The sequence below is a fragment of the Bradyrhizobium betae genome, assembly GCF_050632175.1.
GTDB classification, from domain to species: domain Bacteria; phylum Pseudomonadota; class Alphaproteobacteria; order Rhizobiales; family Xanthobacteraceae; genus Bradyrhizobium; species Bradyrhizobium betae_B.
The window spans coordinates 1,665,285-1,690,518 of record NZ_CP192576.1 but is presented as its reverse complement, the minus strand read 5'-3'; the positions used below and the strand labels follow the sequence as shown (position 1 = coordinate 1,690,518).

The window sequence follows — 25,234 nt, the reverse complement described above, 5'->3', positions numbered from 1 at the left end:
GGGCGCCGTTATGGCGGTGCGCTGCTCGGAGGATGCGTGGTCCTGCTGCTTGCGGGCGGTCTCGGCATTGGCGGCTGGCGGCACTATGAGGCTGCGCGTGACGTGGCCGCGGTGGCAGAACAGGTCCGGACCAACGTTCCGGAAGTTAGGGTGGCGGTCGTCAAGCCCAGCGGCGACATCATGAAGGTGAGCTTGCCGGCGACGACGACTGCGTTCGAAGCAGCCAACATCTTCGCGCGGACCAGCGGCTATATCGAGAAGCGCTACGTCGATATCGGCGATCGGGTCAAGAAGGGCGATCTCCTCGCGGAAATCACCGCGCCCGAACTGGACCAGCAGATCGCGCAGGCGCAGGCTACACTGGCGCAGGATCAGGCCGCGCTTCAGCAGGCGCAGGCGAGCCGAGAGTTGGCCGACGTCACCAATTCGCGCGACAGCAATCTCGTCAAGCAAGGCTGGTTGACGGCACAACAGGGCGACAACGATCGTCTCACCCTGCGCGCGCAGCAGGGCGCGGTGGGCGTCGCGCAATCGAACATCACGGCGCAGGAAGCGCAGATTCGCGTCCTCCAGCAGGAGAAGGCGTATCAGCGTGTGGTGGCGCCGTTCGACGGCGTGGTCACGCAGCGCAACGTGGACAATGGCAGCCTGGTGCAGGCAGGCTCCACCTTCATGTTCACGATGATGCACTCCGACGTCATCCGAACCCAGGTCTTCGTACCGCAGGACGAGGCGGTCGGAGTTGGGCCGGGCGTCGATGCGGACATCCGCGTCCCCGAGATTCCGGGGCGGACGTTTGCGGGCAAGGTCACGCGGATTGCGACCGCGCTGCAGCCGGGGAGCCGGACGCTGCTGACCGAGATCGACGTGCCCAACCCTGATGGCCAGCTCAGTCCCGGTATCTATTGCACGGTCGAACTATCGATCCCGCGCAGGACGCCGTCTATGACCATCCCCTCCGACGCACTCGTCTTCGATCAGAACGGTCTTCATGTCGTGGTCGTGCGGAATGGTACGGTTCAATTTCAGCGGGTCTCGATCTCCCGAGATTTCGGTACCACTGTGGAAGTCCGCGACGGCGTGCAGGCCGGCGATCAGGTCGTGCTCAATCCTGCGGTCAATCTGGCCGAAGGCAGCAAGGTCACCGTTCGCAAGAGCGAAGTGAGCTAGGAGCACGGGCAATGATGCGGGTCGTGTTCGCAACGATGATGGCTTTGCTGCTCGGCGGATCTCCTGTCCAGGCACAGGTCGCAACGACCGGCAGCACGGCAATGGATCTGCCGACGGTACCGGGCGCGATCGTGATCTCGCCGCTCAACAGTCCGGGGCCGTTTTCCGCAACGACCGTGCCGGGTGCTCCCGATACGACGCTGGCGCCCGTTCCGCTCGCGTCGGACCCGACCACGCCGGGGACCGTGGTCGTCTGCGCTCCACCGTCGTCATCGCCAACGCCGATGCCGGCGACCCCGACCGTATCGGCCATCGGCCTTCCAACGTCGGGGCTCGCGGCTCCGATCCTGCCGGTCATGGGACAGAACATCAGCTCCATCGGGACGGTTTCCGCGGCAGCCCCGCTGGAACGGCGACGACGGTGGCGTGCAGCTCAACGCCGGGAGCACAGCTGACGAGCGCTGCGTCCCTGCCGTTGTCGATTTCGCAGGTGCCTGCAAGTCCCGCGCCCGGCACGATTCCCGCGGACACCAGCGCCGCCGGCGGCACGGGCATAGACCCGAATGGCGCCGTCGTACCCAGCCCGAACAGCTCGGCATGCATGGAAGGAGTTTCGATGAACCTGGCGGAGCCTGCGACGATGCTGCCGGCCAACGCCTCAGGCGCCGCGTCAACGCCGGGCGTGTCGCCGATCCTGCCGCCGGGATGCTGAGGGGGCGGCAGGACGGTTGACGCTTGCCTGCGGCGTCTGGTCATCGACGCCCGTATTCGCCGTGAAGATGGCCGGGGGCGAATATTGGCGCGGCGCCGCCCGCACGCTCGAGGCCCATTCGTCCGGCTGGCGTCAGCGCGCCACCATTCAGCACGTCGCGATCGGGGTACATCGATGCGAAGGTTGCCGGCTCCTGGTCCGCGAAGGACCAGGCTGCCGATGCGGACGATATCGTTGCCGTTGAGATCAGCGCCGCCGCGATCAGGATCTTGAATATGGTCATAGCGTTTCTCCAGTGCTTGCTCTGTGCGGAGAAGGCGCTTGGCGATGATCGCTGCTCGGCTGGTGGCGTTTCCGGAAATTGTTCTGATGAGCATTATGTAGGTAGTCCGATCGAAGAGTCCCGGCGCAGGTGCATCACTGTTGCGGGAGGATTCTGTCGTCGTTGTCAGACCTTTCGCGCGATCGAGCGTGATCAAAAGCGTCCGGTTGTCGTTGTCGAGCAACGGATCGCGTGAACATATGGAGTGTGAGCAATGAGATTATTCCCCGCCGTTTGTATTGCTTTCTGTATTGGACTGTCGGGCACTGCGTCTGCCCGCGGTGGTATGGGGTCGCATATGTCGATGGGTAGCGGCGGTGCGCTCGGCACGAGCGCTGCGGCGCCAGGAACGAACTCGCTGGGGACCGCGCTCCCATCGTCGGACGGCGGCGGTCATGCGACGAAGGGGCCGTTGCTCGGCGCGGACCCGACCATCGACAAGGACGACGCCCGGCTCGAGAAGATGCTGGAAGGATCGATCTGCCGCGGCTGCTGAAGAGTGCGCATCCGCTGGCCTTGCGCGAACATCGGTCCGGCAGGCGATTTCCAGATCGCACGAATTATTTCGGGAGGGCCCGAAAGCGTCGATCCCAGCTGATCGGAGCCCGAACGTGCCTTCACGAAATTGACGTTGGGTTTCAGAAGATCGCGGCCGAGGTCGGCGGCTACAAGGACTGCGAACCGCTTGGCAGAACGAGCCGCGGGGCCGGTCTGTGGTGTGGTCGGCACATTGCAAGGAAGAAGCAATGAGTCAGTCAGGCAATCTGCCGCGTTCGGGAATAGGCTCCCTCGTTTTGATCGCAGCCGTCCTGGGAGGCGGCGCTGTCGCGTTCGCCTACACAGCGGGGTGGCTCTCGCCGGAACGCCTTACGCCGGAACGGATGGTTGAGGCGTTTGCGCCTCCGAGCGGCGCGGCGCTCGGTCACAGGCGAAATCATGCCAAGGGAATCTGCTTCACCGGCGTGTTCGAGGCGAACGGAAACGGTGTGGAGCTCTCGCAGGCCCGGGTATTCGAGCGAGGCGCATATCCGGCCCTGGGCCGCTTCAATCTCGGCACCGCTGACCCGAATGCCGTGGACGCAACCGTGCGCGTGCGTGGTTTGGGATTGCAGATAACGGCGGCGGACGGCGAGGAATGGCGAATGGCGATGATCAACCCGCCGTTCTTTGCGGTTTCCACGCCGCAGGCGTTTCACGAGCTGCTGATTGCATCCGGCAAGAAGGATCCGGAGGCAATGAAGACGTTCATCCAGGCAAATCCGGAGTTCGCCGCGTTCGCGGCCTGGGCCAAGACGGCGCCCTGGACCACCAGTTATGCAGAGGAGCCTTACCATGGGCTCAACAGCTTCATCTTCACGGATGCGAAGGGCGGCGACCATGCGGTTCGATGGTCGCTGCTGCCCACTGTGCAGCCCGTTCCGGTTTCGCAAGCCGAACTCGAAAAGCGCGGTCCCGATTTTCTCGAGCAGGAGATAACGGAGCGTATCCGGACCGCCGGTCCGCAGCGCTGGACCATGGTCACGACGGTTGCCGGTCCCGGCGATCCGACCGCGGACCCGAGTAAGGCTTGGCCCGAGGGCCGCCGGACGGTGCAGGTCGGAACGCTCGTCGTGCAGCGGATCGAACCGGAGCGGGACGGGCCCTGCCGCGACATCAACTTCGATCCGACCGTGCTGCCGCGGGGAATCCGGGTGTCGGACGATCCGTTCCCGGCCGCGCGCTCGTCGGTCTATCGCAAGTCCTACGATCTTCGTGCGGCCGAAGCCGGCGATTATCCTCGAACCGGGACCGCCAGGCCATGAGCAATTCTCCTCATCGTTTCGCCCTGATCCAGCGGCTCCTGCACTGGCTGATGGCAGCGTGCATCATCGCCATGCTCTTCATCGGCGTCGGCATGGTCTCCACCGTGGCGCAGACATACCTGCCCTTGATCCTGATTCACAAGACGCTCGGCGTCACTCTTCTGGTTCTCGTCGTGATCAGGCTGGCTCTGCGGCTCCATTACGGCGCGCCGCCATTGCCGGAAGATCTTCCGCCGGCGATGAAGCAGGGAGCGAAATTGTCGCATCTGGCCCTTTATGGCTTCATGATCATCATGCCGCTGCTGGGGCTCGGAATGCTTTGGGCTGCGGCCTATCCAGTCGTTCTGTATGGTGGGATCCGAATTCCGGCATTGCTGCCGCAGAGCGACCTCGTGCACACGCTGCTGTGGAATGCTCATTTCTATCTGGGCTTCGCGTTCTTTGCCCTCGTGCTGCTGCATCTGGCCGCCGGGCTATTCCACGCACTGATCCGCCGCGACGGCGTATTCGATACGATCGCACTCCTGCCGTTGCGGGACAGGACTCCGGTGGAGTGAACGCCTCGCGCGCCGGCGCGGCGAGCGTGCGGATAAACAATATCGCTGCATCCTTGAAAGATAACTGGAAGCGGATCCCCGTACGCTTGCCCGTATCCATGACCGGCAAGACGGTCATACGTTCAAGAGGCAAGCCATGACGGATATGCCGAACGCGAAGGCGTCGCTCGTGGAGTCGGCGTACACGAGGCACCGGGAGATTGCCTGGCGCGGCGGCCGCACGAGTTCGACGTCGCGATTGGTCGCCGAGGAGAGCGCCATCGCGCTCACCTACAACGGGTCGACCCATGCGGTCATGATGGGGACGCCCGCCGATCTGGAGGATTTCGGTGTCGGCTTCAGTCTCACCGAAGGAATCATCGCTCGCGCAAGCAAGATCGCGAGCATCGAGCTGATCTCGAACGAACTCGGCATGGAAGTACGGATGTGGCTCGATGGCGACCGTGCGGCGACCTTGGCCGCGCGCCGTCGCGCCATCAGCGGTCCGGTCGGGTGCGGGTTGTGCGGCATCGAAAGCCTCGAACAGGCGTGTCGCGCGCCGGCGCGGGTCGAGGGGCCCGGCCTTGCCTTTCACGCGCGGGATCTGCTGTACGCTATGCAGGCGTTATCTCCTCTCCAGATATTGAATCAGCACACGCGCTCCGTTCACGCGGCAGCCTTCTGGCATCCGCGCGCCGGTATTACTCTGGTCAGGGAGGATGTCGGCCGGCACAATGCGCTCGACAAGCTCGCCGGTGCAATCGTCAGCGGGGAAGATCGGCCTGCGATGGCGCGGTGCTGCTGACGAGCCGCGTTTCTGTCGAGATGGTGCAGAAGGCGGCGATGATCGGGGCGCCGGTCATCGTGGCCGTTTCCGCGCCGACCGCACTCGCAATCCGGACTGCGGATGAGGCGGGGATTACGCTGGTGGCGATCGCCCGCGATGACGGATACGGCGTATTCACGCATCCGCGCCGCGTTCTGCTGCCGGAAGAAGCCGCGCCGCGCGCCGGCTGCTGACGTCGCGGACCTGCGAACATGGCGATGCAAGCTGCATCAGCGGAGCCTTCGGCCAAGGCAGGAGGGGCGGTCTACGCTCCGGAACGATCGTTGCTGGTTGCCTCTATCCTGAGCATGTCGGGAGGATTCCTCGACGCCTTCACATGGCTGTTGCTCGGGGCCGTGAGTTGCGATGGACAAAAGAAAAGGCGCCGCTTGGGCGCCTTTCTCGTTCAGGGCCCTGTAGGGCCGTGCTTCAGGATCTGGGCATGACGCCGGGGCTGTTGTCCGGCCATTGGGCGATCAGCTTCTCGTCGATGTTGAAGTGCTGGGCGACCATCCTGGGTGGCGTGTGCGTCAACCAGTTGGAAAGGGATACCTCCTCGTAGCGCGGCGCGCGAAACACGCCGACGAACTGCAATTCGGTGTCGCCGACATTCTCGACATAGTGGCCGAGATTGCGCCGGACATAGCCGATGTCGCCAGCCGAAAAATCCGTCGTCCGTGCGTTGGGGCCGGTGTCGAACACCGTCATCCGCGCCTTGCCCTTGATGTAGTACTGCCATTCGTCAGCATTCGGATGCCAGTGCATTTCCCGGACCGCTCCCGGCGGCATCGTCACCAGCGCCGAGGCGACGGTGGTCGCCACCTTGAAGTTGCTGCTGTCGGCGACGCGAATGCTGCCGGCGGAGCTCTCCTTGACCGGCGTCGAGCTGCCGAGCGAATGAATGAACGGATAGGGCGGTGCCTCCGCATACTTGGCGACTGCGGCGCGATCCGCAGCGAGATCGCCGGGCACCGTCCCCTGGAAGATCCAGAGATTGTTCAGCGGGATCCTGGCGAAGGCGTCGGCCGGCACGCCAAAGTTCTTCGCCAACACCTCGGGCGGCGTATGGGCAAGCCAGTCGGTCACCAGCAGCGTGTTGAACTCATTGGCGTGGCCGTCGTCGAAGCAGATCACGAATTCGCAGCCGTCGGGACCCAGTCCTTGCAGCGAATGCGGCGCACCCGGCGGGAAATACCAGAGGTCGCCGGCCTTGAGATCGCCGACATAGGGGCGCCCTTGCGTGTCGAGCACGGTGATGCGGCAACTGCCGTAGGTCATGATCGCCCATTCGGCGGCTTGATGCCAATGCAGTTCGCGGATGCCGCCGGCGGACAGCCGCATGTTGACGCCCGAGATTTCCTTCGAGATGGCGAAGTCCTCGACGGTGACCTGCCGTGCCCAGCCGCCATTCTGGATGCGCCGCGGCGCATTGTTGAACGAGGCCCAATCCATCGGCTGGCCGCCGACGTCGGTCGCGGGCGGGGTCTGTGCGGAAGGGAATTGCCTCGCCAATTCAGGATTCTGCGGACCGGGATCGGTCAGACTTCCGGGGCTCTTGGCGTTGATGGCGCCTTGCGGCGGCTCGTTCGGGTTGCCGAAGGTTGCGGCCTGCGCGCTGGAACCGACCACGGCGGCGCCTGCCGCGGACATGGCCAGCAAATCACGTCGTGAAAACATCTGGGATCGCTCCTGAAAAATGTCGAAAGCCCGCCGTAGCGACGGGGCTCCAGTCGGCGAACCTAGTTCGCGGTTGCCGTTTGAGCTTCCGCGAACGGCGCTGTTTTTGCCGGAATGCATGGCCAGAGCAGCTAGCCGGCCCGGTTCGAACGTGTGCAATTGCGAAATTCGGCTTCGTTTTGAAAAGACTGCTCTGCCCGCGCGATCGTTAACTGGCGCGGAGCATTGCAAGATCGCGAGATATCGAGATGACCAAGAAATCGGTTCGTCCCTACCATGAACCCGCCGGCGGCTGGGGGGCACTCAAGGCGCTCAGCGAGGCGCTTCTGGTACAGCGAGCGCCGCTGAAAGGCGCAGCGACGCTGAGCCGGATGAATCAGCCTGAAGGTTTTGATTGCCCCGGCTGCGCCTGGCCAGATCCGAAGCACACCTCGTCGTTCGAATTCTGTGAGAATGGCGGCAAGGCGATCGCCTGGGAGACGACATCGAAACGCTGCACGCCCGAATTCTTCGCCGAGCATACCGTCTCCGAGCTCGCGAGCTGGAACGACTACGATCTCGAAATGGTCGGCCGGCTCACCCATCCGGTGGCTTACGATTCAGCATCCGACCGCTATCTCCCGGTGGAGTGGAACGATGCGTTCGACATGATCGGTAGCGCGCTCCGGGCCTTGCCGGATCCGAACATGGCGGAGTTCTACACATCGGGGCGGACCTCGAACGAAGCCGCCTTCCTTTATCAGCTCTTCGTGCGGGAATACGGCACCAACAATTTCCCTGATTGCTCGAACATGTGCCACGAGGCGACCAGCGTCGGCTTGCCGTACTCGCTCGGCGTCGGCAAGGGCACCGTGCTGCTGGAGGATTTCGACAAGGCCGATTGCATCTTCATCTTCGGCCAGAATCCGGGCACCAATAGCCCCCGGATGATGACGAGCCTTCGCAATGCGGCCCGCCGCGGCGCCTCCATCATCTCGTTCAACCCGTTCCGCGAGCGGGCGCTGGAGCGTTTCCAGGCGCCGCAGAGCCCGGTCGAGATGATCACGCTGTCGTCGACGACGATCAGCTCGAAGCTGTTCCAGGTGCGCGTCGGCGGTGATGTCGCTGTCCTCAAGGGAATCATGAAGGTCCTGGTGGAGGCCGACGAGGTTGCCCGTGGCGCCGAGCAGCCGGAGATCCTGGACTGGGATTTCATTCGCGGCCACACCGTCGGCGTCGACGAACTGATCGACGATCTCAAGCGCACGCAATGGCCTGATATCGAACGTCAGTCCGGCCTGACGCGCGAGGACATGGAATATGCGGCGGGCGCCTATATGAAGGCCGAGCGCGCCATCCTCGTCTACGGCATGGGCATCACCCAGCACTGGCGCGGCGCGAACAACGTCCAGCAGATCGCCAATCTGGCACTGTTGCGCGGCAATGTCGGGCGCGAAGGCGCCGGCGTCTGCCCGGTTCGCGGTCATTCCAACGTGCAGGGCGATCGGACCGTGGGGATCACGGAGGTCCCCAAGGCGGACTTCCTCGAGCGCCTGGAGCAACGCTTTGGTTTCAAGCCGCCGGTCGCGCCGGGGCACAACGTGGTGACTGCGCTGGAAGCGATGATCCGCGGCGAGGTGAAGGCCTTCTTCGCAATGGGCGGCAATTTCGCCGCGGCTATTCCGGATTGGCAGGCGACCCAGGCAGCGCTTGGCAAGCTCGATCTGACCGTCCACGTCTCGACCAAGCTCAACCGCAGCCACCTGATCCATGGTCGCGCCGCCCTGATCCTGCCCTGCCTCGGACGCACCGAGATCGATGTTCAGGCGTCGGGGCCGCAGTCGGTCACGGTGGAGGATTCGATGTCGATGGTGCATGCATCCGGCGGCCGCAACAAGCCGGCGTCGCAGCATCTGCTCAGCGAAGTCGCGATCGTCGCCGGCGTCGCTAGGGCGACGCTGGGCGAGCGCACGGTGGTGGACTGGGAGGGCTTCGTTGCCGATTACGACCGCATCCGCGATGCTATCGAGGCGGTGTTTCCGATCTTCCAGGGCTACAACGCCCGCATCCGCGTCCCCGGCGGCTTCCACCTCACCTCGACGGCACGCGAGCGCATCTGGGCGACGCCGTCGGGCAAGGCGAATTTCCTGGTCTTTCCGGGGTGCGGCGAGGATCCGCCACAGACCGATACGGATTCCCTCTGGCTCACCACCATCCGCAGCCACGACCAGTACAACACCACGCTCTACTCGATGTCCGATCGCTATCGCGGCGTGTACGGCCAACGCGACGTGGTCTTCCTGAACGAGTACGAGCTGAAGAAGCGCGGGCTTGCTGACGGCGATCGCGTCGACCTGGTCACCGCCTCGACCGACGGCGCCGAGCGGATCGTGCGCAACTTCCGCGTCGTAGCCTATTCCTTTCCGGCCGGCTGTTGTGCGGCATACTACCCGGAGACCAATCCGCTGGTCCCGCTCTATGCCCGCGACCCCCTCAGCTTCACGCCGTCATACAAGGGCGTCCCGATCCGCTTGGTGCGCGCGGCCGCTCCTGCGGAATAGCGGCGGCAAAACTCTCGAACAGCCGATCGATATTTTCGGCGGAGATTGTCCTCCACGGAGCAGCACAGCGTGGCCGCGTCTCGTCTGACCGTTCGGCCGACCGGTGTCGCCGCCAGATGGCGGATGTCGACACGTTGACATGGCCCGCGGGCAGGAACGGCTGAACCGCCGATCCGGCGGCCATCTCCATGTGCAGGATCATCGTCGGCGTGCCGGTGACTTCAGGCATTCCCGGCACCGCATGGCCGACCGTCATCTCGGGCGTGACGGTCACCAGCTTCTCCGCCGTCATGCCGGCGGCTATCTGCTCAAGCGGATTCATGGCGCAACCCTGTATCTGCTCCGGTGGTGGATGGAACGGATGTCTCGGCCGTCCGCGGCTTGCGCCTGGTGAGCCAGTTGCCGAGTCGGTCGAGATAGAGATAGACGACGGGCGTGGTGTAGAGCGTCAGGACCTGCGACAGCATCAGGCCGCCGACGATGGTATAGCCGAGCGGCTGGCGCAGCTCCGCGCCGGTGCCGGAACCGATCATCAGCGGTACGCCGCCCAGCAGCGCCGCCATCGTCGTCATCAGGATCGGACGGAAGCGCAGCGTGCAGGCCTGGTAGATCGCCTCTTCCGGGCTGAGCCCGTGCCGGCGCTCCACCTCGAGCGCGAAATCGACCAGCATGATGCCGTTCTTCTTGACGATGCCGATCAGCAAGATGATGCCGATGATGGCGATGACGCTCAGATCGATGTGGACTGCCAGCAGCAGCAGCAGCGCGCCGATGCCGGCCGACGGCAGCGTCGACAGGATCGTGATCGGGTGGATCAGGCTCTCATAGAGCACGCCGAGGATGATGTAGATCACGATCAGCGCTGCGCCGATCAGGAGCGGCGTGCCCGATAGGGACGACTGGAACGCCTGCGCATTGCCCTGGAACGAGGCCGATAGCGATGCGGGCTTGCCTGTGCTCTTCTCGATGTTCTGGATCGCGGCGACCGCATCGCCCAGCGCGACGCCGGGCTTCAGGTTGAACGAGATCGTCACCGAGGGAAACAGGCTCTGGTGATTGATCAGGATCGGCGCGGGCTTGATGACGCTGTGAACCAGCGTGCTCAGTGGGACCTGCTGGCCGGTGGACGAGTTCAGGTAGATGTCCTTGAGCGCTTCAGGCCCATACTGGAAGCGCGGATCGACCTCCATCACGACATGGTACTGGTTCAGCGAGGTGAACATGGTGGAGACGATACGCTGGCCGAATGCGTCGTCGAGGGCATTGTCGATCGTCGTGGGCAGGATGCCAAAGCTCGATGCGACCTCGCGATTGACGGTGACCTCCAGCCTCGGGCCGGCATTGGCCTGGTCGCTCGCGACATCGGTGATGAGGTCGAGCGCGCGGAGCTTCTCCAGGAAGGTCGCCGACCAGCTGGTGAGCTCGTTGGAATCGGCGTCCGTCAGCGTGTACTGATACTGCGTCTTCGACAGGCGAGCGCCGATGGTGATGTCCTGTGCGGCCTGCATGTAAAGCCTGATGCCCTGGATGTGGGCCAGCCGCGGCCCCAGCCGCTCGATCACCTGATCGGCGCTGGCCTTGCGCTCGGGTTTCGGCTTCAGGACGATGAAGATGCGTCCCTGGTTGAGCGTCGCGGTCGGGCCGCCCGGGCCGATATAACTTGCGACCGACTGGACCGCCGGGTCCTTCGAGAGGATGCCGACGATCGCCTGCTGGCGCTCGGACATGGCCGGGAACGAGATGTCCTGTGCGGCCTCGGTGACGCCGACGATCTGCCCGGTGTCCTGTTGCGGGAAGAAACCCTTCGGAATGATCACGTACAGATAGCCGGTCAGCGCGACGGTCGAGAGCATCACCAGCAGCGTCGCGAAGCGATGGCGCAGTACGATGCGCAGGCCTCTCGCATAGAGAGCAAGCACCGCATCGAAGCCGCGTTCGAAGACCAGATAGAGCCGGCCGTGCTTCCTGTATGATTCGTCCTTGAGAAGCCGCGCGCACATCATCGGTGTCAGCGTGAGCGAGATGACCAGCGACAGCAGCAGGGCGGCAGTGATCGTGACGGCGAATTCCTGGAACAGCTTGCCGACGTAGCCGCCCATTAGGAATAGCGGAATGAACACAGCGATCAGGGACAACGTGATGGAGACGATGGTGAAGCCGATTTCGCCGGAGCCCTTGAGCGCGGCCTCCATCGGCGTCATGCCCTGCTCGAGATGGCGCACGATGTTCTCGATGACGACGACGGCATCGTCGACCACGAAGCCGACCGCGATCGACAGCGCCATCAGCGAGAGGTTGTCGAGGCTGTAACCGAGCACGTAAAGGACCGCGAACGTGCCGACCAGCGAGAGGGGGACCGTGATCGCCGGGATGATGGTGGCCCAGAAATTCCGCAGGAACAGGAATATGACCATCACCACGAGCGCGACCGTCAGCATCAGCGTGAATTGAACGTCGGAGACCGCGGCGCGAATGGTGGCGGTCCGGTCGGCGGCAATCGTCACCTTGATCGCGGGCGGAACGGAAGCCTGCAGTTGCGGCAGCAGCTTCTTGATGCGGTCGACGGTCTGGATGACGTTGGCGCCGGGAACCCGCTGGACCGCCAGGATGATGGCCCGTTGCTTGCCGTACCAGCCGGCGAGCAGGTCGTTCTCGGGCCCCTCGATCGCCGTGCCGATGTCGCGTATCCGCACCGGCGAGCCGTTGCGATAGGCGATGATGAGATCCTCATAGGCGCCGGGCTTGAGCAACTGATCGTTGGTGTTGAGCGTATAGGTGACGCGCGGGCTGTTGAGCGTGCCCTTTGGCAAATCGACGTTGGCGCCGGCGATCACGCTGCGGACGTCTTCGAGGCCGATGCCGCGGGCGGCGAGCGCCTGCGGGTTGACGCGAACACGGATCGCGGGCTTCTGCTGGCCGCCGATTCCGACGAGGCCGACGCCTGGCACCTGCGAAATCTTCGGCAGCAGGATATTTTCCGCATAGGCGTCGACGGTGGTCAGCGGCAGCGAGTCCGACGTCAACGCGATCAGCATGATCGGCGTCTCCGCCGGGTTCACCTTTCTGATCGTCGGCGGGTAGGGGATGTTCGGCGGAAGGAACGGGCTTGCCGCGTTGATCGCGGCCAACACGTCTACCGCCGCGCTGTCCACCGTGCGCGACAGCTCGAACTGCACCGTGAGCTGGGCGACGCCGAGCGCGCTGGACGAGGTGAGCTGGGTGATGCCCGGGATCTGGCTGAGTTGCTGCTCGAGCGGCGTCGCGAGCGACGAGGCGATCGTGCCGGGGTCCGCGCCGGGCAGTTGCGCAGAGATCTGGATGGTCGGGTAGTTGACGTTCGGCAGCGCGCCGACCGGCAGCAGCGGATAGGCGGCAAGGCCGCACAGCAGCAAACCCGCCATCAGCAGGGCGGTCGCGATCGGCCGCAGGACGAAGGGCGCGGAGATGTTCATGGGATCGCATCCTGCACGGCGCTCTGCAGGTCGGCTTCCCGCGCGGCCTTGCCGTGCAGCTCGCGAACGTGGCTGCCTTCCGTGAGCCGGTACTGGCCGTCGATCACGACGACGTCGCCTGATTTCAGTCCCTGGTCGATCAGGGCTTGGCCATCGCTGATCTGTGCGACGTGAACGGGCCGCAAGGCAACCGTCTGGTCGCGGGCCACGACATAGACATAGCTGCCGTTCGGTCCCTGCTGCACGGCCGAGCCGGCGACAGTGATCGCATCCTTCTGGATCTCGAGCAGCAGGCGCGCGTTCACGAGCTGGCCCGGCCACAGCTTATGCTCATGGTTCGGAAACACCGCCTTGAGCTGGACGGTGCCGGTCGTCCCCGCGATCTCGTTGTTGACCAGCAGCAGCGTGCCTTCGTCGAGCTTCATCTTGTTGTCCTGGCTGTAGGCGATGACCTTCAGCACGCCCTTTGCGGCGTGCTCCTGGATTACGGGCAGGTCCGCCTGCGGCAGGGTGAACAGCAGCGAGATCGGCTCGATCTGCGTGACGATGACGAGACCGTTGGGATCGGTCGGATGAATGACGTTGCCGACATCGATCTGGCGAACGCCGGTGACGCCGGGAACGGCGGACGTCAGGCGCGTATAGCTGAGCTGGACGTTGGCCTCGTCGATCTGGGCCTGGTCCGCCTTAACGGCGGCCTTGAGCTGCGCCACCTGCGCCGTCTGCGTCTCGATCAGTTGCGGGGTCGCATAGCCTCTGTCGCCGAGCTGGTTGTAGCGGGAGAGATTGGCTTCGGCATTGGCGAGCTGCGCCTGGTCCCTGTCGCGATTGGCCGTCAGTTGTTCGATCTGGGCCTCGTAAGGACGAGGATCGATCTGCGCGAGGAGGTCGCCGGCCTTGACGGTCTGTCCCTCCGTGAAGGCGATACTGACGATCTGTCCCTGAATCTGGCTGCGCACGACGTCGGTGTTGTAGGCAATCACCGTGCCGATGCCGCGCAGATAGATCGGAACGTCCTTGCCGGTGACGGTGGCGGCGACCACTGGCACCGCGGCGGGCAGGGGCGCGGCGGAGACGACCGGCTTCTTGTCGCCGCCGAAGAACCAGAAGCCTCCGCCGATCACGATTGCGGCGAGAGCAACGAGTGCAATGGTGAGGCTGCGTTTCACGGCGATGATCCTCCTTGATCTCCGGGATTGCCGGAGCCGTTGATTGAATTCGTGCTGCCCACGGAGTCAGGACCAGGCACCGGCACGAACGAACTGATTCCGGCGCCGCCGAGCTCGGTGGATCCGAGCGGAATCCCGACGCGTCCGACTGTCGATGTCGAGGAGGCAAGGCTGACTGGGTCGTCAAGCCGTTCGTGCAGCCAAGTGACGAGCTTCCGGAGAGCCCGCCGCCGTCGAACAGGGCTCCCGATGATCCGGTATTGCCTGATGCGGCGCAATTCGTCGTGCCGTGCAATGGCGTGATCGGAGATACGCCCGGCGTTGCAATTTCAGTCGAACCCAGCGGAATGCCTGCAGGCCGTGTCGAGCCCATGTTGAGCGGCGAGGTCGAGGGCATTCCGATCGACGGCGGCGTTTTCGGCAGCGCCATTTGCGCAATCGCCGCTACGGGGGACAGCCATATCAGGCCAAATGCGAGGGCCGTGGCCAGGAGCATTGATGTGAACCGTCGGGGTCTGGACCTGTTCGCGAAGGGCAGTTCTCGCATGGGCTACTCCGGATTCCTTCATTGCGTGGAACGATAGGGAGCGGTCGGCGTGCCGGTATTCCCTGAACGCACGTCCCGCTGTCTGGCCGCACGATCGCAAAGGCATCACCTCCGGGATCATTGTGGCTCCTGCTGAAGCAGCAGCGTCGCTTCGAACAGATCGCGACGGCAACTGGCGATGTCGTCGGAACGGTCCGCCGCACGCGCGCGATCAAGGGCATCGAGCGCGTGCCGAAGATGCACTCCCCTTGCGCCTTCCGCCTGCGCCAGAGATCGCGGCGTTGGCTGATGACCGCGTAGTGCCTCGAGGCTCTCCGGACTCCAGCCATTTGCGTCTGCATTCTTATCAATGGCGGCGTCCAACTGTGCCTGGACACGTCCGATCGAGATCCTCGCAGGACGCTGCATGAACCGGGGGTGCCGCATTCAGGAGGACTATAATGGCAGCCGCGATCCGGATGAGTGAATTCGGTGTCATTGTCGAACCCAGCGCCATCGTCGATCGGTTCGACCTGCGGCTTCTGCGGACGATGGCAGTTCTGATCCTCGCGACGTCGTGAATATCCGCCCACATGGCTCGCTCTCCGCTCGAAGTGCACGGCCTAAGTAGGTCGCGTTCGCAGACGCGCGAGTAGCCGCCGTCGTGACGAGCATTTTTAGGCGTGCGAAGTGGCAAGCGCCGTTGCTTGCCGAAATACGCGGGGCGGCGGCGAAACTAGTGTCGCATCATTCCAACCCGGAGTGATCCCGACATGAAACACCTCAACGCTGGTCTGGCCTTTTCCGTGGCTCTCTCTCTATTCTCGACCGTCGTTCCGGCACGCGCAGAACCCCTCAAGAACATCGTCCTGGTGCACGGGGCCTGGGTGGACGCGTCCGGCTGGAAGCCGGTCTATGAGATCCTCACCAAGGAAGGTTTCCGCGTTACCATGGTGCAGGAGCCCGAGACGTCTTTCGCCGACGACGTCACGGCAGCGAAACGTATTCTCGATCAACAGGACGGCCCGACACTCCTCGTTGGCCACAGCTATGGCGGCTCGATCATCACCGAAGCCGGCGTCCATCCCAACGTCGTCGGTCTCGTCTACGTCGCCGCGCACGCGCCCGACGTCGGCGAGAACGAGATCGGCGCTAGGCAAGAAGACGCCGAGCGTGCTCGGCAAGACAGAAGGCGTCATCAAGATTACCCCCGACAAGTTCACCTATCTCGATCCCGTGCAGTTCCCGAAGCTGTTCGCACCCGATCTGCCGCGTGAGCGCGCCGAGTTCGTTGCGCGCTCGCAGGTCCCGGCCGCGACGCAGATATTCAGCACGCCGCTCACTGCGGCCGCATGGAAGACCAAGCCGAGCTGGGGCGTCGTGGCCGGCAGCGACCAGATCATCAATCCGGATCTCGAGCGCTGGTACTATGAGCGCGCCAAGAGCCAGATCACCGTCATCCCCGGTGCCAGCCATTCGGTCTACGAGTCGCGTTCGAAGGAAGTGGCGGCTGTCATCACCCGCGCGGCACGCAGTATCCAGCAGCCCGCTACGCGTTGACGACGTTTTTCTGCCGGTCCCGACGCACGGCCGGCAGAAGGAAGGGCGGCGGGAGAGACAGCACTCCCGCCGACCTGACCGACCAGAATTGCGAAGGAGCAAGGGTTACAACGGGCTGCGGAACAACCGCGGTGCGCGCGATGCCGGCGTTGCAGCCAGCGCCGCGTGCGCAAGCGGCAAGATCGTCGAGCTACGTGACGCCAGGCGTCTGCTTTCGAGCGTCACCAGAGCGACTAGATAGCGCCACCAAGTTCTGATGATGCCGTCGATCGCGCTGCGCTGTCGAAAAAGGGGCCGTCCTTTGGGGGAGGACGGCCCTGATATGCTCGTATGCCCAGAGAGGAGGGAGGCTCGAGCGGTGACGTGGGGGTCTTAGTCATCTGACACGCACAGCATCGCCGATCCCGCAGCCGAAGTATTTCACGAATCCCTTCTGTTTCTCATTTCGCATGATTCACGAGAAGTCTGCGGGCCGCACCCAAGACACGGCCTTGCGGGCCGGAGCCGGATCGCTGCCTGAGAGCCCGGACGAAGTCGACGCGTTGCGGCTGGCGCGGGGCCACTGCGGCGAGGGCCGTCTCGGAACGTCGCGAAATCGATGCCGCGTACGAGGTTTGCCGGGCTCACCGGTGTTTCCGGTCCACCAACATGCTTGCCGGAATGTACGTCGGGTCGAGAGGAGAGCCCTCTTGCGGATTACGGCGTTTGGCCTGCCAGCGCCTCTTCGAGGCAGCGGATGATCTCGTCACCGCTGGAGGGCTTGCCGAGATAGCAATGCGCGCCTGCGGCCATGACGCGCCGGCGCATGGTTTCGCTCGGAAACGCCGTCATGAAGATGATCGGGATATGGCGGCCCGCGGCAACCAGTCGGGCCTGCAGCTCATCGCCGGTGATGACCGGCATCTGGATGTCGGCGATCATGCATGCCGGATCGTCTCCCGGCGCCTGCCGCAGGAAATCCTCACCGGATTCGTAGGCTTGGGCCTCGTAGCCGGCCGAACGCACGAGGCTCGCCAGCGACGCGCGAACGCCTTCGTCGTCGTCCACGATCGCAATCACCGGGGTCTTGGCCATGGTCGCACATTCCTGACCGCGGTGTTCCGCAAGGAGAGCATCTCCCTTTGCGCGGCCGATGGCGCCCTTATGCACCCTCGGCAGTCCTGCCGGAATTATACTCAGGTTTGGTCCGTAGTCCTGCGGGTCTGGGAAACGCCGAGCGCCTCGGCCTTGCGAACGAGGTCGGCGAACGACCGGACCCCCATCTTGCGCATGACGTTCCCGCGGTGGATCTTGACCGTGATCTCGCTGAGGCCGATCAGGGCGGCGACCTGCTTGTTCATCAGGCCGGCGGTGACATGGCCCATCACCTCGCGCTCACGCGCCGTCAGCGTCTCGTACTGGGCGCGGATATCGTCCCTGGTCGCCGCTTCGGTACGGTGCTGCGCATCGCGCTCGAGTGCCGCCGTCACCGCATCGAGCATGTCCTGGTCGCGAAACGGTTTTGCGAGGAAATCGACTGCGCCCGCCTTCATGGCACGCACGGACATCGGAATGTCGCCATGGCCGGTCATGAAGATGATCGGATGGCTGATGCCCTGCCGGACCAGCTGGCTCTGCAGATCGAGCCCGCTCACGCCGGGAAGGCGGACGTCCAGCACGATGCACCCGGGGCCGTCGGGCAGCGCGCCGCCGAGCAGTTCGGCGGGCGATGCGAACAGGCGCGTCTCGAGGCCGACGGACCGGAACAGGCTGTCGAGCGAGGCGCGGATCCCTGCGTCGTCATCAACGATGATGACGACCGAGTTGAGGGATCGGGCGGGCGGTTGCGCTTGGTCTGGTCGTGTCATGGTCCGGCGTATTCTGGGCTGTAAGGCAGTGTCAGGCGGAACGTGGCTCCCGCGCCGGGGGTGCTCTCGACCGACAGCTGGCCGCCGTGAGCTTCCACCGTCGTTCGGCAGATCGCAAGTCCCATGCCCATTCCGTCGCGCTTCGTCGTGAAGAACGGATCGAACAGGCGCGGCATGTCGTCGGACCGGATGCCGGGGCCGCTGTCCTGCACCGTGATGGCGAGTTGCTCGCCGTCGACGGAGCCGGCGCGCAGCGTGATGGTGCGGGAACCGCGCTGGTCCGACATGGCCTGGCCGGCATTCACCAGCAGGTTGACGAGCACCTGCTGAAGCTGGATCCGGTCACCGCGGATGGGCCTCAGGCCATGTTCGGTCTCGACGGTGAGCGCAACGTCGTCATTGGCGAGCTCCCGCGCGACCAGAAGGGCCGCTTCCTGGATGATCTCGGCGATATCGAGACTGCCCTGCTGGGCAGGCGCCTTCTTCAGGAAGGTGCGGACGCGGGCCACGACCTCGCTGGCCCGGCGGCCTTCCGCGACGACGTGAACGATCGTGGCCGCAACTTCCTTCAGATCTGGCACGTCGCGCCGCAGCCAGCGCAGGCCGGCCTCGCCGCTGGTGACGATCGCCGCCAGCGGCTGGTTGACCTCGTGGGCAATCGAGGCGCTGAGCTCGCCGAGGGTGGCGACCCGCGCGGCATGGGCGAGCTCCGCCTGCGCCGCGAGCAATGCATCCTGCGCCTGCTTGCGCTCGGTGATGTCGACGACGAAAGCGAGCACGTTGCGATCGCCGTCGGGTCCGGACGGAAAGGTGATCGTGAACAGCACCGGAACCTTGCGTCCGTCGAGCCTGATGAGCTCGGTCTCGCCTTCGTAGAACGGCTCGCCTTCTGCAAAAGCGATCAATGCGCCGAGGAAACTTCGGTCGTTCTCGCCAAGAAGCAGGTCCACGTTCTCGATAAAGGCCGAGGCGCCGTTTGCACCTGCCATCTTTTGCAGGGCCGGATTGACGTCGGTGATTCTGGCGAGCCGGCGGGCACGCCGGACGAAATCCGGATGTTGTGCCAGATGGTCACGCAGGCCGGCTCCTTCGGTTTCCAGCGATTGCAGCGCGGTTCGGAGTTCGCTCCAGTCCTCTTCGACCACCCCGATCCGGCTTGCGTCGAACATGCGGCGGTATCGCTGCTCGCTCCGCACCAGCGCATTGTGTGCGGCCACGCGATCGGTGACGTCGGTGTGCGTTTCAAGGACCCCGACGGGCTTGCCGAGACGGTCGTGCTGCAGGGCCCATCGGGCATCGACGGTGAGCGCGGCGCCGTCTTTCGTCCGCTGCTGCACGCGGCCTTCCCACCGGCCGGCGTCGAGCAGGTCGGTTTCGATGATTTCGCGCCGGTCCGGATATGTGGTTCGCAGCAGGTTGTCGGCGAGCTGCCCGAGCGCCTCGTCGGCTGACCAGCCGTAGGCTTGCTCGGCCGTCTTGTTCCAGAAGGTGATCACGCCACCGCGATTCCTGGCGAAGATCATGTCGTGCGAGAGGTTGAGCAGGCGCGCCTGTGCCGCGAGGTGCGTCGTTGCCGCGTGGTTTTGCAGCGCCAGCAGGGTCGTGATCCCGATCGCCGCCAGGCTCACCAGCGCGCGGAGGGCGGGCGAGGCGATGCTCTCCAGATCGTGCGAGAGCAGATAGGCCGTTATCGTCAGGACGACGCAGCCGGCCGCTGCGACGATGATGTCGTCGCGCCGTCTGGTCTTCGCAGCGAGCAGGATCGCCACGACATAGAGAACCGCGACCGCGCCCTCGAGCGGCGTCAGCACGTCGACCAGGAAAACCGCGACGGCGAGGACAGCGGACCAGAACCGCAAACCGGCGCGGCTCATGGCTGAACCCGTAGTCGCATCATGAGTCGTCATCGTCGCTGGCAGTCGTTCTTCTCATATCGGCAGCGTTGATGCCGCGATTTGATCGCGTCCACAACATCTGGCGGCGTGATTTTCGTGCTCTCGTGGAAGACCTGCGCGCCACGCAACCCTGCGAATTCGCCGGCAGGCGGCATTCGCCGGAAAACCGGCCGGCTTGCGTGATTCCACCGGCACATGCGTGCAAGCAGCGCGTCAACTTACCGCAGGTATCGCGCGCCGCCAATTCCGTCCGCATCCGCGACGCCGACGAGGTCTCGCGCCGACATCCCCACCGGACGTACATGCTGCGATCATACCTAGGTATGACTCGGTTAACCCGAGAACCTATCGATGCACCCGCGCGTAGAATGGGATCGCGCGGACCGCCGAACTACCCTGCCTCCATGACATTCGGACAAGCCAGTCAGGCGATGCCGGATCGAAAACAGGACAAGGAGATTCGACGATGTCGCTGCAGATGTCACGCTCACAGACGGTCAAGGATCATGGCGTTCGTGCGATCGATTTCTCTGCGATCGATCGGGACCGGCTCGGGCTGTCGAAACGCCCTGATCGATTCGGCGAAGACGAAGCGATGCTGTCCTTCGTCCATCTGGACGTGGCCCTGGCGGTCGAGGCGCGTGCGGCGGAGGGCGAACGGGAGTTCGCGGGAGAACTCACCGATCCGGTCATGCGGCGCCTGTCGGATGCGCTGGCGGCGACCGAAGCCACGCACGATGCCCATTCAGCCATCATGGCCGACGCGCTGCGGCTTGCGATCCTCGCCCGGACGTTCAGCCGGCAGGCGCTTCGCGCCCCGTCCGAGCTGGACCCGGCTGACGGCGTTCCCAAGGAGGAGGTTGGCCGGCCCGTGCGGTCGCTGCAGAACTGGCGTCTCAAGCGCGTGCTGCAATATGTCGACAAGAATTTGACTGGCAAGATCACGCTTCAGGACATGGCCGGGGTCGCCGGCCTCAGCAGGATGCATTTCGCCGCGCAGTTCCGCGCAGCCACCGGCGTCCGGCCGCGCGAATACCTGTTGCGGCGGCGGATCGAACGCGCCCAGGAGCTGCTCAAGCAGGCCGAACTCGCGCTGGTCGATATCGCCTTGACGGTCGGCTTCCAGACCCAGGCGCATTTCACCACGGTGTTCAAGCGCTTTGTCGGCGATACGCCGTATCAGTGGCGGAGCGCTTATCTCGCGCAATTCATGCCGCTGCCGCGCGTGGGAGCGGGGCCGTCATGAGCAATATTGGCATTCAGGCCCTGCTGCTCCCGCTCGCGAGCCTTCATTTGATGCTCACGCATCATGAATTCATGGAGGCGATCGAGCTCGTTCGCGTGCTCGGCAATTCGTACCGCCTGGCCGCTTTGGAGCCGGGGAGCGGCCTTCTCTATGGACGCCTCGCCTTCAACTTCTGTCGCGGCGTCGTGATGTGGGGCGCGCGCTAGGGGCGCTTCGGAATCGGACGATCAAACGGGCCGTCGCGGGCGTCCGGACAGTGCGGGATTGCGCACTTGAATGTTGCCGCGAATAAGCTCTGCGTCGTGGTGACGAGGCGGGCCGGCTACTTGCTCTTGCTCTTCGCCCTGGATGGCTTTTTGGCGCCGGGCCCGCTGCGGCTTCCCGCGCCAGGCGCTCTGCCTTCAACCGCTCTCGATTTTGGGCGAAAGCCTTCTCGGCGAGCGCGTGCTCGGACATCGCCTTCACCGCATCGACTTCGCGGAAGGCCTTGCGTGCTTCGCGCTCCGCCTTGCTGATCGGTTTCGGCGGCTGGTATTCACCACTTGTTTTTGTCATCTGTTCTCGATCCAAACGCTTCGCGAAAATCGGGTCAGTTCTTGCTTGTCGGCCCGGCGTCCCGCGCCAGGCGCTCCGCCCTGAGGCGCTTATGGTTTTCCTGAAACTCCGGATCGGCCTGGTGGTCGGCTATCGTTTGCCGCGCGCCGTTTGGATTTTGTGCCTTTCGCTCGGCTTCATCCGCGACCTGTTGCTCGGCGGAGCGCTTCTGTTTAGCCATTGCTCGATCCCTGCACCTGCGGGTTGTTCCCGAAGCATCCAATGATTCCCGGGAACCATATTAGCCGTTCGTCGCCCGGGCGGCGATCTCAAAAGTAATGGGGGTCCAGCCCGAGGGTTCCGACGCCCCGGCGACGCTGCGACGAACGCTGCCCGCGCCGGACGGGCAATGGTTACGTTGCGTCAGGGCATGCTCTACGCTAGAGCAGCAGGAGATGACTTGAGAGGTAAGCCCATGTCATATGCCTACAAGCTGAATGAAGACGTCCGCCACCAGCCCCAAGGTCCACAAGGACGTGCGGCAATTGATCCGGCCACGATTTACACCATCGTTCAATGTATGCCGATCGAGGCCGATGGACGTCTTCGCTATCGCATCAAGAGCAAGTCGGGGAACGTCGAGCGAGTCGTGACGGAAGAGCAGCTGTCGTACTTTCAGTGATCTCGCGCGCTTGCTGGCATAAGGAGTTTCGTCGTGCTGAATGATCGGGAAAATATTCTGATTGCGCTTCGAGAGAAGCCGCTCAAGGTCTACGAGATCATGAAGCGCGCCAATGTCTCGAACGAGGAAGCTTGCCAGTCTCTTTTGTTGAAGATGCGAGACGAAGGCTCGGTGAAGTTCGATATCCACAAAGGACGATGGCTGCTCGGATGATCCGCGAATTGCGGAGACGGACAATTCCCGCCCTGTTTCGCCACCGCGTCAACTTCCCTTCATAAAGATTTCCACTTTACCGAAATTCGGGCTTTGTCGTACGTCTCGCCCGTCCCGGCACATCCTCGAGGGGCGACATACGTCATCACGATCTGCGAGCTGGGCTCGCGGTGGACGCGGCAGCGTCGGCATGAGAGGTGCGGGCAGGGCGGGGACGAGTGTTGCGTTCGCCATGACGACGAGAAGAGTGCGCGTGCCCTCAGCTCCGGTACCAGCTCCCCAGATTCCACGTCGTCACGTCCCAGCCCGAGAGGTCGGCCATGAGGTTGTTGAGGCAGCCGCCGACATTGGTGCGCGAGAGCAGCGGCACGAGGATGTTGGCCTCGCAGAAGATCTCGTTGACCTTGATCAGCAGTGCGGCGCGCCTGGCCGGATCGAGCTCCTTCTGCGCGGCCTTGTAGGCCTTGTCGGCCTCGGGATCGGACCAGCGCGAGACGTTGCGGCCGAGCCATTTGTTGTCCTTGGTCGCGATCTCCCAGGAGACGCACTGGTTCAGGAAACGCTCGGGGTCGGGCTGCGGCTGCGTCGTGGCGTACATCTCCATGTCGCAGTAGAATTTCGTGTAGGTGTCGGGGTTGCCGACGTCCGAGGAGAAGAACACCGACGCGGTGACCGACTTGAGCTCGAGCTCGATGCCGGCCTTCTGGCAGGCCTGCTTGATGATCGCCTGCGTCTTCTGGCGCGGCGCGTTGGTCGAGGTCTGGAACACGTATTTGAGCTTCTTGCCGTCCTTCTCGCGGACGCCGTCCGCGCCCATCTTCCAGCCGGCCTCGTCCAGAATCTTGTTGGCTTTGTCGATATTGAACTCGTAGGTGAGCTTGGTCGATTTGAACCGTTTGGGCTCGTTGACGAAGCTCGCCGTGGCGGTGCCGCCGCGGCCGTAGATGTATTTCTGGATCGACTCGCGGTCGATCAGCAAGTTGATCGCCTTGCGGACGGCCGGATCGGACAGCGAGGGGTGCTTCGTCTTTGCGCTGGAGCGCTCGCCGTCGACCTCGGTCCAGGGGTCCGTGGTGTTGAGGATCATGAACTCGACATTGCCGGAGGGCTGAACGTCGATCCTGCCCTTGCCGCTGGTCTCCATGCGCTTGAGGACCTCGTCCTCCACCAGCAGGTTCCAGGCGAAGTCGTATTCGCCGGTCTGCAACACCGCGCGCGCCGCGGAGACCGCGTCGCCGCCGCCCTTGACCTCGAGCGTGTCGAAATGCGGCTGGTTCATGACGTGATAATCGGGATTGCGTTCGGCCTTGATCATGTCGCCGGGCTTGAACTCGACGAATCTGTAGGGACCGGTGCCGACCGGCTTCAGATTGCCCGGCGCATCGCGCGACCGGGCGCCGGCATAGTCGGCGAAATGATGTTTCGGCAGGATCGGGCCGACCGAGCCGACGAATGGGTCGGCCCAGAACGGAGTCGGGTCCTTGAAGATCACTTTCACGGTGTGGTCGTCGATCTTCTCGACCTTAATGTCCTTGTAGGACCCGGTGGTGTAGGCGGCCGTCGCAAGGTCCGAGGCGTAGGTCCAGGTGAAGACGACGTCGTCGGCGGTGAACGGCTTGCCGTCATGCCATCTCACGCCTTGCTTCAGTTTCCACGTCACGCTGGTGCCATCAGCCGCAAGGCCGCCATTCGCCTTGGTCGGAACCTCGGCGGCGAGGCAGGGGAAGAGGTTGCCTTCCTTGTCCCAGCCGGCGAGCGGCTCGAAGAAAATGCGCGAGGCGATCTGGTCCTTGGTGCCGGCAGCGAAATGCGGATTGAGCAGCGTCGGCGCCTGCCAGACCAGGATCTTGAGCGGGCCGCCGCCGCCGGCCTTGGTCGGCTTGTACTCCAGCGTGGCGTCTGCCATCGCGACGTCGTTCCAGAGCAGGATCTGGCTCGCGATCGGCGCCGTGATCCCCACCGCAGCCAGTGTCCGGATGAACGAGCGTCGCGACAGCGTCCCCTGCTTCACTCCCGCGACCAGGCCGCGAATGTCGTTCTCGTCCATCGGATGACCTCCACCTTCTCGAAGAAAAGTCGTCACCAGCATGCAAGTACCGTGCACACTCATCCAAGGACGTCGGGCCGTGTCGAGTCAAAGACAGGATTGCCGAGTTTGAAGGGAGTTCTTGCGGTGAAACGCCGCAGGGGCGTGCAGCTCCATCCCCGTCACTTCGAGGTGCGCGCTGCGGTGCAGCCACAGCAAGCCTCGAAGGGCGACGGCCCGGCTGCATCCCGGCCGTTCATCCTTCGAGGCTCGCATCGCAATGCATCTGCATTACACCACGCGCGCCTCAGGATGACGGAACCAGCGTTGTGCAGCGAAGCCGGTGCTGGATCGCCGTCCGAAACGTTCGAACGGCGATCCAGTGCGAACTCGGTGAACTTGGGGAAGTTCTAAGGCCGCGACAGGACGCTAACCCGCCACCCGCAAGGGCTTCAAGTTTCGCGATGTTGCTCCGGCCGGAGTTTCATTGCAGCGGTCG

At 64.0% G+C, this 25,234-nt stretch carries 21 protein-coding genes and 4 pseudogenes; 12 read left to right on the top strand and 13 right to left on the bottom strand.

The window, feature by feature from the left end; all coding sequences use genetic code 11:
• Nucleotides 1–36: 36 nt before the first annotated feature.
• A complete protein-coding gene (locus ACQ86E_RS08370) occupies nt 37–1,170 on the top strand; it encodes an efflux RND transporter periplasmic adaptor subunit (protein WP_431204998.1) in 1,134 nt (377 codons plus the stop codon).
• Here the strand turns inward: ACQ86E_RS08370 and ACQ86E_RS08365 are convergent.
• Nucleotides 1,142–1,483: a hypothetical protein gene (locus ACQ86E_RS08365; RefSeq protein ID WP_431204997.1), complete on the bottom strand. Its 342-nt coding sequence runs from the start codon at nt 1,481–1,483 to the stop codon at nt 1,142–1,144. The two genes, ACQ86E_RS08370 and ACQ86E_RS08365, sit on opposite strands and share 29 nt — an antisense overlap.
• 56 nt (nt 1,484–1,539) lie before the next feature.
• Nucleotides 1,540–2,388, bottom strand: coding sequence for a hypothetical protein (locus ACQ86E_RS08360; RefSeq protein WP_431204996.1), 849 nt, complete (start codon nt 2,386–2,388; stop codon nt 1,540–1,542).
• 114 nt (nt 2,389–2,502) lie between these two features.
• Here ACQ86E_RS08360 and ACQ86E_RS08355 point away from each other — a divergent pair, with 114 nt between their 5' ends.
• From ACQ86E_RS08355 to fdhD, 4 genes and pseudogenes are all read left to right on the top strand, one after another.
• Nucleotides 2,503–2,700, top strand: a complete 198-nt coding sequence (locus tag ACQ86E_RS08355; RefSeq protein ID WP_431204995.1) for a hypothetical protein — start codon at nt 2,503–2,505, stop codon at nt 2,698–2,700.
• A gap of 250 nt (nt 2,701–2,950) precedes the next feature.
• Nucleotides 2,951–4,006, top strand: a complete 1,056-nt coding sequence (locus tag ACQ86E_RS08350) for a catalase family peroxidase (RefSeq protein ID WP_431204994.1) — start codon at nt 2,951–2,953, stop codon at nt 4,004–4,006.
• Entirely contained in the window at nt 4,003–4,563 is a 561-nt protein-coding gene (locus tag ACQ86E_RS08345; RefSeq protein ID WP_431204993.1) for a cytochrome b, read from the top strand. Before ACQ86E_RS08350 ends, ACQ86E_RS08345 begins: the two co-directional genes overlap by 4 nt.
• 145 nt (nt 4,564–4,708) lie before the next feature.
• A pseudogene (gene fdhD, locus ACQ86E_RS08340) lies at nt 4,709–5,562 on the top strand (formate dehydrogenase accessory sulfurtransferase FdhD).
• Between the two features lie 235 nt (nt 5,563–5,797).
• Here the strand turns inward: fdhD and ACQ86E_RS08335 are convergent.
• Nucleotides 5,798–7,045, bottom strand: coding sequence for an oxalate decarboxylase family bicupin (locus ACQ86E_RS08335; protein WP_431204992.1), 1,248 nt, complete (start codon nt 7,043–7,045; stop codon nt 5,798–5,800).
• 248 nt (nt 7,046–7,293) lie between these two features.
• On the opposite strand from ACQ86E_RS08335, the gene ACQ86E_RS08330 reads away from it, so the two are divergent.
• Nucleotides 7,294–9,585, top strand: coding sequence for an FdhF/YdeP family oxidoreductase (locus ACQ86E_RS08330; protein ID WP_431204991.1), 2,292 nt, complete (start codon nt 7,294–7,296; stop codon nt 9,583–9,585).
• Here the strand turns inward: ACQ86E_RS08330 and ACQ86E_RS08325 are convergent.
• The 3 genes and pseudogenes from ACQ86E_RS08325 to ACQ86E_RS08315 form a co-directional block, all read right to left on the bottom strand.
• Nucleotides 9,501–9,907 (bottom strand): annotated as a pseudogene (locus ACQ86E_RS08325) (thioesterase family protein). The gene ACQ86E_RS08330 and the pseudogene ACQ86E_RS08325 overlap by 85 nt on opposite strands.
• A complete protein-coding gene (locus ACQ86E_RS08320; protein WP_431204990.1) occupies nt 9,894–13,037 on the bottom strand; it encodes an efflux RND transporter permease subunit in 3,144 nt (1,047 codons plus the stop codon). Before ACQ86E_RS08320 ends, ACQ86E_RS08325 begins: the two are co-directional and overlap by 14 nt.
• On the bottom strand, nt 13,034–14,206 hold the full coding sequence (locus ACQ86E_RS08315) for an efflux RND transporter periplasmic adaptor subunit (protein ID WP_431204989.1): 1,173 nt from the start codon (nt 14,204–14,206) through the stop codon (nt 13,034–13,036). Before ACQ86E_RS08315 ends, ACQ86E_RS08320 begins: the two co-directional genes overlap by 4 nt.
• Before the next feature lie 194 nt (nt 14,207–14,400).
• On the opposite strand from ACQ86E_RS08315, the gene ACQ86E_RS08310 reads away from it, so the two are divergent.
• Nucleotides 14,401–14,790, top strand: a complete 390-nt coding sequence (locus ACQ86E_RS08310) for a hypothetical protein (RefSeq protein ID WP_431204988.1) — start codon at nt 14,401–14,403, stop codon at nt 14,788–14,790.
• A gap of 80 nt (nt 14,791–14,870) precedes the next feature.
• Here ACQ86E_RS08310 and ACQ86E_RS08305 read toward each other — a convergent pair whose 3' ends face one another.
• On the bottom strand, nt 14,871–15,116 hold the full coding sequence (locus ACQ86E_RS08305) for a hypothetical protein (RefSeq protein ID WP_431204987.1): 246 nt from the start codon (nt 15,114–15,116) through the stop codon (nt 14,871–14,873).
• A gap of 389 nt (nt 15,117–15,505) precedes the next feature.
• On the opposite strand from ACQ86E_RS08305, the pseudogene ACQ86E_RS08300 reads away from it, so the two are divergent.
• Nucleotides 15,506–16,292 (top strand): annotated as a pseudogene (locus ACQ86E_RS08300) (alpha/beta hydrolase).
• Nucleotides 16,293–16,988: 696 nt separating this feature from the next.
• Here ACQ86E_RS08300 and ACQ86E_RS08295 read toward each other — a convergent pair.
• The 3 genes from ACQ86E_RS08295 to ACQ86E_RS08285 form a co-directional block, all read right to left on the bottom strand.
• Complete coding sequence (locus ACQ86E_RS08295) at nt 16,989–17,366, bottom strand: response regulator transcription factor (RefSeq protein ID WP_431204986.1); 378 nt, start codon at nt 17,364–17,366, stop codon at nt 16,989–16,991.
• A gap of 101 nt (nt 17,367–17,467) precedes the next feature.
• Entirely contained in the window at nt 17,468–18,139 is a 672-nt protein-coding gene (locus tag ACQ86E_RS08290; RefSeq protein WP_375312917.1) for a response regulator transcription factor, read from the bottom strand.
• Nucleotides 18,136–20,013: a PAS domain-containing sensor histidine kinase gene (locus ACQ86E_RS08285; RefSeq protein ID WP_431204985.1), complete on the bottom strand. Its 1,878-nt coding sequence runs from the start codon at nt 20,011–20,013 to the stop codon at nt 18,136–18,138. Before ACQ86E_RS08285 ends, ACQ86E_RS08290 begins: the two co-directional genes overlap by 4 nt.
• A gap of 487 nt (nt 20,014–20,500) precedes the next feature.
• On the opposite strand from ACQ86E_RS08285, the gene ACQ86E_RS08280 reads away from it, so the two are divergent.
• Together ACQ86E_RS08280 and ACQ86E_RS08275 are read left to right on the top strand one after the other, a co-directional pair.
• Nucleotides 20,501–21,280, top strand: a complete 780-nt coding sequence (locus tag ACQ86E_RS08280; RefSeq protein WP_431204984.1) for a helix-turn-helix domain-containing protein — start codon at nt 20,501–20,503, stop codon at nt 21,278–21,280.
• Complete coding sequence (locus ACQ86E_RS08275) at nt 21,277–21,486, top strand: hypothetical protein (protein ID WP_431204983.1); 210 nt, start codon at nt 21,277–21,279, stop codon at nt 21,484–21,486. The genes ACQ86E_RS08280 and ACQ86E_RS08275 overlap by 4 nt, the downstream gene beginning before the upstream one ends.
• Nucleotides 21,487–21,652: 166 nt before the next feature.
• Here the strand turns inward: ACQ86E_RS08275 and ACQ86E_RS08270 are convergent.
• Nucleotides 21,653–21,835, bottom strand: a pseudogene (locus ACQ86E_RS08270) (hypothetical protein); the annotation flags it as partial.
• Nucleotides 21,836–21,869: 34 nt separating this feature from the next.
• The gene (locus tag ACQ86E_RS08265) at nt 21,870–22,055 is read right to left on the bottom strand and encodes a hypothetical protein (RefSeq protein WP_431204982.1); all 186 of its coding nucleotides are present in this window, start codon (nt 22,053–22,055) and stop codon (nt 21,870–21,872) included.
• A gap of 234 nt (nt 22,056–22,289) precedes the next feature.
• Here ACQ86E_RS08265 and ACQ86E_RS08260 point away from each other — a divergent pair, with 234 nt between their 5' ends.
• Nucleotides 22,290–22,496: a hypothetical protein gene (locus tag ACQ86E_RS08260; RefSeq protein WP_151647872.1), complete on the top strand. Its 207-nt coding sequence runs from the start codon at nt 22,290–22,292 to the stop codon at nt 22,494–22,496.
• A 33-nt stretch (nt 22,497–22,529) separates the two neighbouring features.
• A complete protein-coding gene (locus tag ACQ86E_RS08255) occupies nt 22,530–22,709 on the top strand; it encodes a hypothetical protein (RefSeq protein ID WP_431206660.1) in 180 nt (59 codons plus the stop codon).
• 259 nt (nt 22,710–22,968) lie between these two features.
• Here ACQ86E_RS08255 and ACQ86E_RS08250 read toward each other — a convergent pair whose 3' ends face one another.
• Nucleotides 22,969–24,756 carry a peptide ABC transporter substrate-binding protein gene (locus tag ACQ86E_RS08250; RefSeq protein WP_431204981.1) on the bottom strand — a complete coding sequence of 596 codons (1,788 nt, stop codon included), beginning with the start codon at nt 24,754–24,756 and terminating at the stop codon, nt 22,969–22,971.
• Nucleotides 24,757–25,234: the final 478 nt, after the last annotated feature.

Coding starts and splice junctions, on each gene's coding strand:
- ACQ86E_RS08365 (WP_431204997.1), bottom strand. CDS start 1,483: ATGGCCGATACGGTCGGGGTCGCCGGCATCGGCGTTGGCGATGACGAC.
- ACQ86E_RS08355 (WP_431204995.1), top strand. CDS start 2,503: ATGTCGATGGGTAGCGGCGGTGCGCTCGGCACGAGCGCTGCGGCGCCA.
- ACQ86E_RS08350 (WP_431204994.1), top strand. CDS start 2,951: ATGAGTCAGTCAGGCAATCTGCCGCGTTCGGGAATAGGCTCCCTCGTT.
- ACQ86E_RS08345 (WP_431204993.1), top strand. CDS start 4,003: ATGAGCAATTCTCCTCATCGTTTCGCCCTGATCCAGCGGCTCCTGCAC.
- ACQ86E_RS08335 (WP_431204992.1), bottom strand. CDS start 7,045: ATGTTTTCACGACGTGATTTGCTGGCCATGTCCGCGGCAGGCGCCGCC.
- ACQ86E_RS08330 (WP_431204991.1), top strand. CDS start 7,294: ATGACCAAGAAATCGGTTCGTCCCTACCATGAACCCGCCGGCGGCTGG.
- ACQ86E_RS08320 (WP_431204990.1), bottom strand. CDS start 13,037: ATGAACATCTCCGCGCCCTTCGTCCTGCGGCCGATCGCGACCGCCCTG.
- ACQ86E_RS08295 (WP_431204986.1), bottom strand. CDS start 17,366: ATGGCCAAGACCCCGGTGATTGCGATCGTGGACGACGACGAAGGCGTT.
- ACQ86E_RS08290 (WP_375312917.1), bottom strand. CDS start 18,139: ATGACACGACCAGACCAAGCGCAACCGCCCGCCCGATCCCTCAACTCG.
- ACQ86E_RS08285 (WP_431204985.1), bottom strand. CDS start 20,013: ATGAGCCGCGCCGGTTTGCGGTTCTGGTCCGCTGTCCTCGCCGTCGCG.
- ACQ86E_RS08280 (WP_431204984.1), top strand. CDS start 20,501: ATGTCGCTGCAGATGTCACGCTCACAGACGGTCAAGGATCATGGCGTT.
- ACQ86E_RS08275 (WP_431204983.1), top strand. CDS start 21,277: ATGAGCAATATTGGCATTCAGGCCCTGCTGCTCCCGCTCGCGAGCCTT.
- ACQ86E_RS08265 (WP_431204982.1), bottom strand. CDS start 22,055: ATGGCTAAACAGAAGCGCTCCGCCGAGCAACAGGTCGCGGATGAAGCC.
- ACQ86E_RS08260 (WP_151647872.1), top strand. CDS start 22,290: ATGTCATATGCCTACAAGCTGAATGAAGACGTCCGCCACCAGCCCCAA.
- ACQ86E_RS08250 (WP_431204981.1), bottom strand. CDS start 24,756: ATGGACGAGAACGACATTCGCGGCCTGGTCGCGGGAGTGAAGCAGGGG.